Consider the following 11,984-nt stretch of genomic DNA (forward strand, 5'->3'; position numbering starts at 1 on the left):
GAAAGTAATTAACCATTCTTTTAAAAATACATATAATTAGGACTATATATTCAGTAAAAATTAGAAAGGTTTTAATATAATAGAATTTGTAGGAAAATACTAGATTATTAAGGAGGTTGTTGTATGAATAAGAAATTAATAACTAATTTCTTGGCGACGTTACTAGTCCTTTTCGCGTTTATACCATTTGGAATTTCTGCTGATGCTGCTTCCAATGATGTAACACGCGCAGATTATGTAAAAGAATTAGTAGAAAATTTAGATGTAGAGATGGGTGACGGCTCTTCGCTTGCCTTTAACGATGTCTCTAAGGATTTAGCACCTTATGTAGAAAAAGCTGTTCAATTAAAACTTATTAAAGGGAAAACAGCAACGACATTTGGCCCAGATGACAAATTAACACGTCAGCAAGCATTTGTTATCTCTGCTCGTGGACTTGTTAGTGAAAACGCTTCCCTCAAAGTTTTAGAGCAATTTAAGGATGCAGATCAAATTGCAACGGCATATAAACAAGATTTAGCGAATGCTGTTGCAGCAAACATTTTACAAGCATTTGAGGATAATACTATTCGTCCTCGTGACTATGTGACAAAGGAACAGATGGAGAGTATTGTGGAGCGCTTTGTAGCTGAATACAAAGCACCTTCAACTGGTGTATCAGTTGATCTTCAGATTTTAGGGACTACAGATATTCATACCAATTTAGCTAATTACAATTACTATTTAGATGCTCCATCATCAGAGCTTGGGTTAGCTAATACAGCAACACTAATTGAGCAAGCAAGAGCTAAAAATCCAAACACATTACTATTTGATAATGGTGATTTAATTCAAGGCACACCACTCGGCTCATATAAAGCATTAGAAAGTGTTTTAAAGCCAGGTGAAGTTCATCCAGCTATTGCTGCACTTAATGCATTGAAATACGATGGTGGAACTTTAGGAAATCATGAATTTAATTATGGTCTAGACTTTTTAGATGAAGTATTAAACGATGCAAAGTATCCAGTCGTAAATGCTAATACCTATGATGCAAAAACAAAAGAACGTATGTTTACACCTTATGTCATTCTTGATAAAGAAGTGGTAGACAGTTCAGGTAAAAAACATACACTTAAAGTTGGTGTAACAGGGATTGTTCCAACGAAAATTGTTGAATGGGATGCCATTCATTTAGCAGGTAAAGTTGAAATGCAAGAGCCAGTCGAAGCTGTGAAAGAGGTAGTACCAGAAATGCAAAAGGCTGGAGCAGACGTGATTGTCGTTCTGTCACATTCAGGTATCGGTGAAGATACTTATGTGAAGGGTGCTGAAAATGTTGGTTACCAATTAGCAGAAATTGATGGTATTGATGCTTTAATTACAGGACACTCTCATTTAACATTCCCTGGTGACTATAAGGATTTGAAAGATGTTGACCAAGAAAAGGGTACAATTCATGGTGTTCCTACTGTTATGGCAGGTAGCTATGGTAGTCATCTTGGTGTAATTGATTTAAAACTAGAACAACAAGGATCTGAGTGGGTAGTGGTAGATGGTAAAGGTTCATTGCAATCGATCAAGCAAGAAGGTTTACAACCATCCACAACGGTTTTAGAGGCTATTAAAGAGGCACATGATGGCACATTAACGTATATCCGTCAGCCTGTTGGAGAAACAACTGCACCAATCCATAGTTATTTTTCAATGGTGCAAGATGATCCATCCATTCAAATCGTAACACAAGCTCAAAAATGGTTTATCGAACAAGAGCTAAAGGGTACGGCTGATGAAAAGACACCAATTCTTTCAGCAGGAGCACCTTTCAAAGCAGGATCACGTAATAATCCATTAGATTATACAAATATTCCTGTAGGACCGCTTGCTATTAAAAATATGGCCGACATTTATCATTATGACAATACTGTTGCTACGATTAAAGTGACAGGCGCACAAGCAATCGAGTGGTTAGAGATGGCTGCTGGTATTTTCGCAACAATTGATCCGACTAAAACAGAAGAGCAAAATATTATCGATGCAGAAGCACGTTCTTATAACTTTGATGTGTTAGATGGCTTAACATATCAAATTGATGTCACATCGCCAGCAAAATATGACCGCCGCGGTAATCTTACTGATGAAAAGGCAAATCGTATTAAGAATGTACAATATAATGGTAAACCAATCGATTTAAAACAAGAATTCATCATCATTACAAACAATTATCGTGTTGGTGGATCATATGGGGCGACATTTAAAAATGCAGAAGGCTCTAATATAACTAACTATGCTTATGAAAATCGACAAGCTGTTGTAGATTATATTATGGCGAATAAAACAATTAACCCAGCTGCGGATAATAACTGGTCATTTGTACCGTTCCCAGCCAATACAAAGGTTATCTACCTATCTGCAAAAGATGCACAAAAGTTCATACCAGCAGGTAGTGGTATTGAATATTTAGAAGATACAGAAGCTGGATTTGCTAAATATTTAATTAAATAAAAGAATAGGAAAAGGAGAGTAACGATAATCGCTACTCTCCTTTTTTATGTCTGTTGAATGAATGATACCGTGTACCTTGATAGGTTAAAATGCCAAGATCACCTTCTACAAGCTGACCATAATCGTAGCCATTCATCTTTAGTTCATGCCGTTCTCCGTTTTGCTCTTCAAACGTAACGTAGTAGGACGTAGATGCCCCAGAATTGTTAGATCCCCCACGTATATTCGTACGCTTTGTCACAACCTTAGCGGGTACCGTTAATATTGGTGAACGGTTGTTTTTAGACCAAGTGATAATACCGTTTACAATCATAAAGGCTATGCTCCCAAAAACAATAAAGAAGATGATGGTAATAAAAGCAGAGCCAAATAAAAAATCATTATCAAACCAAAACATAAATTCCTCCCTTTCTTTAAGGTAGAAACAATACTTAAAGAGGATTTAATTCAAGATCTACTATCACGTCTATTTCATCGCTAATCAATACACCACCTGTTTCTAAAAAGGTATTGTAGACTAGATTAAAATCACGACGATCAATTTGGGCTTTAGCTTGGAAGCCAAAAACTTCTTGTGCCCATGGATTCACACCTTTTCCTGTATATACTGTTGTAAATACGATAGGTCTTGTTATGTTTTTGATGGTTAAATCCCCATGAATAGCAAAATTTTTATCATCAAGTTTATCAATATATGTAGAGGTAAATACTATTTTTGGATAGACGTCTGCATCAAAAAAGTCAGGAGACACAAGGTGGACATCACGATCATGATTCTTGGTGGAGACACTAGCCACTGTAATCGTGATAGAAATGTTTGCATCCTGCATTTGTTCGATATTGGATGTAACTATTTCACCGCTGTACGATTCAAACGTACCATGAATACGAGAAATCATCATATGTCTTACGGAAAACCCGATCGTTGAATGACTGAAATCAATAGCATATTTTTTCATTTGAAAACCTCCTAAAACAGCATTCTACAACGAATGATAAAGTAAACAAATCGCATATTCAATGAGTTTTTTATAAATGTGGAAGTATTTCCCTCTATAAAAGTGTAATCTGTGAACATGAAACAGAACATATTTAAAATCGAATAGGCATATTATTGGAAATATGTGCATTTTATTAAGATAGCGTTTAGTCTAAGACATTTTATGTTCCCTTGTTAGATATGTCCAACATTGAAATTGTGAGTTACTATTTGTAATTAAATATATAAAAGTTAATAGATTATTTTACGTAAATAAGTTACTTCAAATTTACATTTAGTGCATTAATCGTTACAATAGTTACATAGAGGTGAAAAATTATGAATGAGACAACTTTGTGTCCTCGTTTAGCTAAAGCAATGGATTTAATCGGAAAACGATGGACAGGGTTAATATTATATCAATTACTAGATGGACCACAGCGCTTTAATGAAATCGAATCTGCACTACCTGTCAGTGGACGTTTATTATCAGAACGTTTAAAGGAGCTTGAAAAAGAGGGGCTTGTTGAACGTAAAGTATATTCAGAAGTACCGGTACGCGTTGAGTATTCATTAACAGATAAAGGTCAGGCACTTGAAGGTGCTATCCGCAATATTGAAACATGGGCAAGTAGTTGGCTCTAGGGTGAATGGATTATTTTACTAGATAATACAATGAAATAGTGTCCTAAAAACGACACTTGGAATGACTGTCAATTTTCTTTATAATATTCATCATCTCTGCACAGGTCTTACCTGTCTTTTAATATGAGATAAAAATACCCTTCATTTTACTTGTCAAATTGGGGTTGTAAATCCATACTGGTGTAGAGTAAGAAGGACGTTAGAAAGGAATTAGCTCTCATGACAAAAGAACAATGGGCGATGGATTTAGCAAAAAGTATTAATCCTGCCAATATTAAGTTAAATGAATCATTACAGCAATACACAATGACAAAATTAGGTGGCAAAGCAGATGTTTTTGTTCTTCCTGAAACAGAAGAAGAGGCGGCATCCGTTATTCGCTATGCATATATAAATAATATTCCTTTATTAATGTTAGGTAACGGATCTAATATGGTTGTTCGAGATGGCGGTCATAGAGGAATCGTTGTAACATTTTCACGCTTAGATGAGATTCGTATTACTGGTGAGCATGTATATGCTCAAAGTGGTGCACTGATCAAAGATGTATCAAAGCTATCAGCGCAAGCATCCTTAACAGGTTTTGAATTTGCATGTGGTATTCCTGGATCAATTGGCGGAGCAATGGCTATGAACGCAGGTGCCTATGGCGGTGAGATTAAAGATATTATTGTTTCATCGAAGGTGTTAACAAAAGAAGGGGACATTTTAATATTAGGTAAAGAAGACCTTGAGCTAGGATACCGACAAAGCATTATTGCCAAAAAGGGTTATTATGTGCTGTCCTCTGAATTTCAATTAGCAGTTGGCGTACAGGAGGAAATTGATGCGAAGATTGCTGATTTAACCTTCCAACGTGAATCAAAACAGCCTTTAGAATATCCATCTGCTGGAAGTGTATTTAAACGCCCACCTGGTCATTTTGCTGGAAAACTTATTCAAGATAGTGGCCTACAAGGTAAAGGTGTTGGTGATGCTGAAGTCTCTACCAAGCATGCAGGATTTATTGTCAACAAAGGAAATGCTACTGCTTCAGACTATATTAAGACAATCCAAATGGTTCAACGTGTAGTGAAAGAAAAATTTGGCATTGAATTAGAGACGGAAGTCAAAATTGTTGGTGACGATCTATAATAGGATGCCCTTCGCATAAGCCGAAGGGCGTTTTTTTAGGAGTGTGGATAAAATGAAATTTATATCATGGAATGTTAATGGGATACGAGCATGTCTAGGTAAAGGCTTTTTAGAGTTCTTTCATCAAATAGATGCAGATTTCTTTTGTATCCAAGAAACAAAATGTCAGGCTGGACAAGTTGAGCTCTCTATCGAAGGTTATGAGCAGTATTGGAATTACGCGCAGAAAAAAGGGTATTCTGGAACAGCAATTTTCACGAAACACACGCCATTGTCTGTTAAGTATGGGGTGGGCGCCGAAGATTCTCAGGATGAAGGCAGAATTATAACATTAGAATATAAGAATTTCTATTTAGTAAATGTTTATACTCCAAATGCACAGCGTGATTTAGCGCGGTTACCATTACGTTTACAATGGGAGGATCGTTTAGCTAGCTATTTACAAGAACTAAATAGTCAGAAGCCAGTGGTTTATTGTGGTGATCTAAATGTTGCACACACGGAAATTGATTTAAAAAATGCAAAATCTAATATTGGAAATTCGGGCTTTACATATGAAGAGAGAGCAAAATTTTCAGCGTTATTGGAAAGCGGTTTTGTAGATTCTTTTAGATACAAGCATCCCGAGGAAACTGACCACTACACATGGTGGTCCTATATGAATAAAGTGCGTGAACGTAATATTGGTTGGCGTATCGATTATTTTGTTGTATCCAATCAATTGAAGGAACAAATTGAAAGCGCAACAATTCACCCACACATTATGGGCAGTGATCATTGTCCAATTGAATTGCAATTACAATGCTAGTACTTAAATCGTATTTTCTAAATGGAAATACGATTTTTTGTATTTGTAACTTAATAAGGTGACTTTTAAAAATGTGAGATTTAGCAATGCCAGGGGGTACCTTCAAAGTGAGGAGTAGACGCTACAATCACATGGGAACCCGCCCTAAAGTAGGGAAGAACGCTCCAATCATGTGGGAATCCGCTTCCACCATATAAGTCCGCTCCACGAGAGAAGATAAAAGAAAATATACTCTATAGAATCATTATACCTCTATGAACATACGAATTTTTAACATTACTCAGTAGCCTTCATAATTCCTATTGATTATACTATTCTAATAGCGGATAAATATAAAATTTTGTATTTAGAGACAATTTTATATACATAAAATAAGAAATTTCGCTAAAAAATTTTGCGTTACAAAGCGGGTTTGGGAAGGTAGTACGGGAATATAGTGCAAAAAGGGGGTTATGCAGTGGGGAAGAGAAAGTTTAATTGGAAAAAGTGGCTAATTGTCATAGCTGGGATAATAGCTGCTTTGGCTTTTGTGGCTTTTATTGGATTTACATGGTTTATGAATAAATCTAAGCCGGTGATTGATGGTGAATTAGCTGTTACTATTCTGGATCAGGATGTGACAGTTACGAGAGATGAAAAAGGGGTTCCACATATTTTTGCCAAAACAGATGCGGATTTGTATCGTGCGCAAGGTTATGTCCAAGCACAGGATAGACTATTTCAAATGGACTTGGCACGAAGGCAGGCAAGTGGTCGACTATCTGAAATTATTGGAGAAGCAACGATTAATACTGACAAACATTTCCGTACATTTAGCTTACGAGATGCTGCAGAGAAATCATTAGCTGCCTATGATGACGAAAGCAAACAAGTACTTGAATGGTATGCCGAAGGAGTAAATGCTTTTATTGCACAGGCAAAGGAAAGCAATACACTAAGCTATGAATTCGCTTTGTTAGGCTATGAACCCGAGGAGTGGACAGTTGTTGATTCCTTAACCATTGGAAAATATATGGCCTATGATCTGGGTGGAAATTGGAATACGTTAGCTTTTCGTCATTGGGCACTACAGAATTTTGATGAAGAAAAGGCAAAAGAATTATTTATTAAATATCCAGAAAATGCTTCGGCGATTATCGAGGCCAATATCCAAAATCCTATAGCAGTAGCTGGGCAATTCAGTGCGGAAATGCTACCAAACGAATTTAACGGAAGTAATAACTGGGTAGTTTCAGGTGATAAAACGAAATCAGGAATGCCTATTTTAGCAGATGACCCACATTTAGGGTTAAGCACCCCTTCTATTTGGTATCAAATGCATCTGCAATCACCACAGCAAAACGTTAGTGGCGTTATCTTTGCAGGGATTCCAGGTATTATTTTAGGCCATAATGATGAAATTGCTTGGGGGGTAACCAATGTGGGTCCAGATGTACAGGATTTATATATTGAAATACCAAATCCAGATAATCCAACACAATTTCGATACGATGGAAAGTGGGAACAAGCAGAGGTGCGCGACGAATCAATTAAGGTAAAAGATGGAGAAACGGTAGATTTTGAAGTCGTTGTTACACGTCACGGCCCTATAATGACAGATTTAGCTTTTAAAGATACAGAGCCAACCGCACAATTTTCGATGCAGTGGACAGCACTACAACCGACAGCTGAACTAAGAGCAGTGCTTGGTTTTAATAAGGCAAAAACTTGGAGTGATTTCGAAAAAGCATTAGAAGACTTTAAAGCGCCAGCACAAAATTTTGTATTTGCATCAAAAGACGGTACGATTGCCTATAAAGCTAATGGTCAAATACCTATTCGTAAGCAAGGTGAGGGCCAATTACCAGTCCCAGGTGATTCGAGTGACTATGGCTGGGAGGGCTTTATCCCATGGGATGAATTACCAACTCTAGTAAATCCAAAAGAAGGTTTTATTGCAACGGCAAATAACCAAGTAATAGGAGAGGACTACCCTTATCACATAACTGATTTCTGGGCGCAACCTTATCGTTTCGAAAGAATTAAAGAAGTGTTAGAGGCAAATGATGCGATTACAGTAGAAGATATGATGGCTTTGCAAATGGATCAGCACAACCTCTATGCAAGAGAATTTCTGCCTGATTTATTAACATCTTTAAAAGAAAAAGATCAGGATGGGAAGTATGCCGAGATTATTGCCATGCTAGAGAAGTGGGATATGGTAGACGCAAAGGAATCAGGTGCACCACTTGTGTTCCATACATTAATGATTAAGCTACAGGAAGTTTTGTTTAAAGATCAAATGCCTGAAGATATGTATGGCATCATGTATGGGAAGTTTAATATTACAGACCAGCTCTTACGTACAGCCTATTCAGGAGAGAAAAGCATTTGGATTGAGGAGCAGGGTGGCATTGATGAAACCATATACAAGGCATTTGAGCTAACAATTGCACAATTAGAAGATCAATTCGGAAAAAATTCCTCGAAATGGCAATGGGGTGATTACCATCAGCTTACTTTTGACCATACACTAGGAAGTGCATCGCCTATTCTTGCAGCCTATTTTAATGCTAAAAAGGTTCCTATTGGTGGATCAAAAGTTACCGTACAAGCAGCAGATAATGATTTAGCTGGTAATGTAGATCACGGTGCATCTTGGCGTTTTGTGGTGGATGTAGGTGATTTAAGCTCAGCCTATCATATTGTTGGTCCTGGTCAAAGTGGTCATGTAAAATCTGATTGGTATCAAGATCAGGTGCTGGATTGGGCAAATGGTGATTACCATCAAACATTTATTAAACAGGAAGAGATAAAAGGGAAAACATTACAATTAATAGCGAAGTAATAAAAGAGTTAGCGTACAGAAAGTGCGCTAACTTTTTTATTTAAGGATATACATCCTAACATTCAAATATTCGTTTGAATATGATGGGATAATATGTTACATTGAATACAATCAAACGAATATTTGAATGAGGTGAGAAAAATGCCGAAAGAAATATGTGAGGTGACGCATGTACATGAAGAGGCAGTCACAAAGGTGAAACAACAAATGCCTGATTTATCAGGTGTAGCCAAATTTTTAAAAGCGTTAGCTGATGAAACTAGACTTAAAATTGCCTATGCTTTAACGGTGGAAGATGAACTATGTGTTTGTGATGTTGCAACTATTATTGGTTCTTCAGTTGCTACAGCATCCCATCATTTACGATATTTGAAAGATAATAATTTAGCGAGATCACACCGCAAAGGTAAGCAAATGTATTACTCTTTAGCGGATGAGCATGTATATCAAATTGTAACAATTGCCTACGAACATGCGAAAGAGGGGATTGCGAATGGCAACGACACCAATTAAACAAGAATACAGATTGCAAAATTTATCTTGCGCTAGTTGTGCTGCAAAGTTTGAGAAAAACGTAAAGGCTATACCAGAAGTACAGGATGCACAAGTGAATTTTGGTGCTTCTAAAATTACAGTAATCGGTGCTATTAGTGTAGACCAAATTGAAGAAGCAGGTGCCTTTGATGGCATTAAGGTTACACAATCGGCAGCAAAAGCACTTGAAAATACTACACCTTTTTATCGTAAAAAGGAAAACGTTTTAGCAGGAATTTCATTGCTTTTTGTCATTCTAGGTTATCTATTTGCGGGTATGAATGGGGAATCGAGCCCGCTACCGATTTCCATGTTCATTATAGCTATCCTTGTGGGTGGAGTGGGTATTTTTAAAATAGGCTTCCGTAATTTAGTTCGCTTTGAATTTGATATGAAGACGCTTATGACAATCGCCATCATTGGAGCTGCTATTATCGGTGAATGGGAAGAAGCGGCAGTTGTCGTATTTTTATTTGCTGTGAGTGAGGCACTTGAAGCGTATTCAATGGATAAGGCACGTCAATCTATTCGTCAATTAATGGATATTGCTCCACCAACAGCGATTATCAAAAGAGCCCACGGTGAACACTACCATGAGGTTGAGTTACCTACTGAGGATATAGAAATAGGAGATATTTTGATTGTAAAGCCTGGGCAAAAGATTGCGATGGATGGCATAGTCATTAGTGGGTTGTCTGCAGTCAATCAGGCAGCTATTACAGGTGAGTCGATTCCCGTAAATAAAACAGTAAATGATGAAGTATTTGCTGGGACTTTAAATGAAGAGGGTGCTCTTGAAGTACGTGTGACAAAGCGTGTAGAAGATACTACTATCGCTAAAATAATTCATCTAGTGGAAGAAGCACAAGCAGAAAAGGCACCTTCTCAGCAATTTGTAGATCGCTTTGCAAAGTATTATACACCAGCGATTATGGTTATTGCTTTTTTAGTAGCTGTAATTCCACCTTTAATAGTAGGTGATTGGCAGCATTGGATTTACCAAGGGCTAGCTGTTTTAGTAGTAGGATGTCCTTGCGCACTGGTCGTCTCTACGCCCGTCGCCATTGTTACAGCCATTGGTAATGCAGCAAGGCAAGGTGTACTGATCAAAGGTGGTGTTCATTTAGAGCAGCTAGGACATATTGAAGCTGTTGCCTTTGACAAAACAGGAACATTAACGAAGGGGCAGCCAGCAGTAACAGATATCGTAACGACTGAAAACTGGTCAGAGGACTATGTGTTACAACTAGTGGCAGCGGTAGAAAAACAGTCACAGCACCCTTTAGCTAAAGCAATTTTAAATAGATTACACGATAAAAAATTATCTGAGCTAATACCAACAAATTTCCAATCAGTAACAGGAAAAGGTGCCTATGCTACCGTTGATAATCAGATTATTTATGTAGGTAGCATGAAATGGGCTACTTCATTAACTTCTGTAGATCAAAACATAGAAAGTCAGGTTAAGAATCTGCAAGAACAGGGTAAAACAGTAGTAGCAGCTGTTTCGAATAATCAACTTATTGGACTGGTTGCAATTGCTGATCAATTACGTCATGAAAGCAAGGATGTATTGAACAAATTAAATGCCTTAAAAGTAAAGCATATGGTGATGTTAACAGGCGATGCAGAGCCTACTGCGCAAGCCATTGCTACTTCATTAAAGATGACAGATGTGCGCGCTGGCTTGTTACCAGAAGAAAAATTAAAGGCGATTAAGGATTTACGTAAACAATTTGGTGCTGTAGCAATGGTTGGAGATGGTGTAAACGATGCACCAGCATTGGCCACTGCAAATGTAGGAATTGCCATGGGTGGAGCAGGAACAGATGCAGCTCTTGAGACAGCAGATATTGCCTTAATGGGTGATGATTTAACAAAGCTTCCTTACACTATTGGATTGAGCAGAAAAACATTACGTATCATTAAAGAGAATATTATATTTGCCCTAGTTTTAAAATTAATTGCATTGCTACTTGTCATACCTGGTTGGTTAACTTTATGGATAGCAATTTTTGCCGATATGGGTGCGACACTATTAGTTGTGTTTAATTCATTAAGACTAATTAGAGCAAAAAAGTAGTAAGTAAGGTGTAGAACAATCTGAAAAGGTAGGAAATTAATCTTGCTTTGACACAAGGGATTTTATGTGAATAGATGCTACTTGTGATTCTTGAAAAAGACTTTTTTTAAGGCTATTATAGTTTCAGGAGTAATGTAACAATTAAATATAAATGAGGCGAAAGTTTGAATATGTCAGATCCTATTTTAGTAAATGTTACAGAAGAAATTGTGCGTGGTTTAGTAAGCTTTTTACTACGAGGACCAGAATATCAAACATTTTGTAAATGCGAAATCTGTGAATTAGACACGGTGGCACTTACACTAAATGCATTGCCAAGTAAGTATGTTACATCTATGGAAGCTAGAGATGAGGCATTTAAAGAAATGAATACTCCTGGAAACATTGAGCGTATTAATAAAGAGATTATTCATGCGTTACATGTGGTAAATAAGTATCCTCGACACAAAATAGAGCCTACTTCTTAATAGAAGAGGCTCTATTTAAGTTG

10 protein-coding genes are annotated in these 11,984 nt (G+C 37.1%); 8 read left to right on the top strand and 2 right to left on the bottom strand.

From position 1 onward, the window contains the following. The first annotated feature begins 123 nt into the window (after positions 1-123). The gene (locus C7B89_RS21670; RefSeq protein WP_112116763.1) at positions 124-2,484 is read left to right on the top strand and encodes a bifunctional 2',3'-cyclic-nucleotide 2'-phosphodiesterase/3'-nucleotidase; all 2,361 of its coding nucleotides are present in this window, start codon (positions 124-126) and stop codon (positions 2,482-2,484) included. A 31-nt stretch (positions 2,485-2,515) separates the two neighbouring features. On the opposite strand, the gene C7B89_RS21675 is transcribed toward C7B89_RS21670, so the two are convergent. Next, positions 2,516-2,881, bottom strand: a complete 366-nt coding sequence (locus C7B89_RS21675) for a DUF2500 domain-containing protein (RefSeq protein WP_066038021.1) — start codon at positions 2,879-2,881, stop codon at positions 2,516-2,518. 34 nt (positions 2,882-2,915) lie between these two features. Beyond that, positions 2,916-3,443: a YceI family protein gene (locus C7B89_RS21680; protein ID WP_048394236.1), complete on the bottom strand. Its 528-nt coding sequence runs from the start codon at positions 3,441-3,443 to the stop codon at positions 2,916-2,918. A 359-nt stretch (positions 3,444-3,802) separates the two neighbouring features. Between C7B89_RS21680 and C7B89_RS21685 the strand changes: the two genes are divergently transcribed. The 7 genes from C7B89_RS21685 (at position 3,803) to C7B89_RS21715 (ending at position 11,961) form a co-directional block, all read left to right on the top strand. Then, entirely contained in the window at positions 3,803-4,108 is a 306-nt protein-coding gene (locus tag C7B89_RS21685; RefSeq protein WP_004231981.1) for a winged helix-turn-helix transcriptional regulator, read from the top strand. Between the two features lie 219 nt (positions 4,109-4,327). After that, on the top strand, positions 4,328-5,242 hold the full coding sequence (gene murB / locus C7B89_RS21690; protein WP_115674564.1) for a UDP-N-acetylmuramate dehydrogenase: 915 nt from the start codon (positions 4,328-4,330) through the stop codon (positions 5,240-5,242). Positions 5,243-5,294: 52 nt separating this feature from the next. Then, positions 5,295-6,050, top strand: coding sequence for an exodeoxyribonuclease III (locus tag C7B89_RS21695; RefSeq protein ID WP_048394240.1), 756 nt, complete (start codon positions 5,295-5,297; stop codon positions 6,048-6,050). Positions 6,051-6,507: 457 nt separating this feature from the next. Further along, positions 6,508-8,877, top strand: coding sequence for a penicillin acylase family protein (locus tag C7B89_RS21700; RefSeq protein WP_115674565.1), 2,370 nt, complete (start codon positions 6,508-6,510; stop codon positions 8,875-8,877). 141 nt (positions 8,878-9,018) lie between these two features. After that, complete coding sequence (locus tag C7B89_RS21705; protein ID WP_048394243.1) at positions 9,019-9,390, top strand: ArsR/SmtB family transcription factor; 372 nt, start codon at positions 9,019-9,021, stop codon at positions 9,388-9,390. After that, the gene (locus tag C7B89_RS21710) at positions 9,371-11,494 is read left to right on the top strand and encodes a heavy metal translocating P-type ATPase (RefSeq protein ID WP_066038024.1); all 2,124 of its coding nucleotides are present in this window, start codon (positions 9,371-9,373) and stop codon (positions 11,492-11,494) included. Before C7B89_RS21705 ends, C7B89_RS21710 begins: the two co-directional genes overlap by 20 nt. 170 nt (positions 11,495-11,664) lie before the next feature. Continuing rightward, on the top strand, positions 11,665-11,961 hold the full coding sequence (locus tag C7B89_RS21715) for a late competence development ComFB family protein (RefSeq protein WP_369700627.1): 297 nt from the start codon (positions 11,665-11,667) through the stop codon (positions 11,959-11,961). The last annotated feature ends 23 nt before the right edge of the window (positions 11,962-11,984 follow it).

It is taken from the genome of Lysinibacillus capsici (assembly GCF_003367505.1).
Lineage (GTDB): Bacteria > Bacillota > Bacilli > Bacillales_A > Planococcaceae > Lysinibacillus > Lysinibacillus capsici.

What these genes read in the sequence shown, in the direction of transcription:
- C7B89_RS21670 (WP_112116763.1), top strand. Translation starts at nt 124, where the DNA reads ATGAATAAGAAATTAATAACTAATTTCTTGGCGACGTTACTAGTCCTT.
- C7B89_RS21675 (WP_066038021.1), bottom strand. Translation starts at nt 2,881, where the DNA reads ATGTTTTGGTTTGATAATGATTTTTTATTTGGCTCTGCTTTTATTACC.
- C7B89_RS21680 (WP_048394236.1), bottom strand. Translation starts at nt 3,443, where the DNA reads ATGAAAAAATATGCTATTGATTTCAGTCATTCAACGATCGGGTTTTCC.
- C7B89_RS21685 (WP_004231981.1), top strand. Translation starts at nt 3,803, where the DNA reads ATGAATGAGACAACTTTGTGTCCTCGTTTAGCTAAAGCAATGGATTTA.
- murB (WP_115674564.1), top strand. Translation starts at nt 4,328, where the DNA reads ATGACAAAAGAACAATGGGCGATGGATTTAGCAAAAAGTATTAATCCT.
- C7B89_RS21695 (WP_048394240.1), top strand. Translation starts at nt 5,295, where the DNA reads ATGAAATTTATATCATGGAATGTTAATGGGATACGAGCATGTCTAGGT.
- C7B89_RS21705 (WP_048394243.1), top strand. Translation starts at nt 9,019, where the DNA reads ATGCCGAAAGAAATATGTGAGGTGACGCATGTACATGAAGAGGCAGTC.
- C7B89_RS21710 (WP_066038024.1), top strand. Translation starts at nt 9,371, where the DNA reads ATGGCAACGACACCAATTAAACAAGAATACAGATTGCAAAATTTATCT.
- C7B89_RS21715 (WP_369700627.1), top strand. Translation starts at nt 11,665, where the DNA reads ATGTCAGATCCTATTTTAGTAAATGTTACAGAAGAAATTGTGCGTGGT.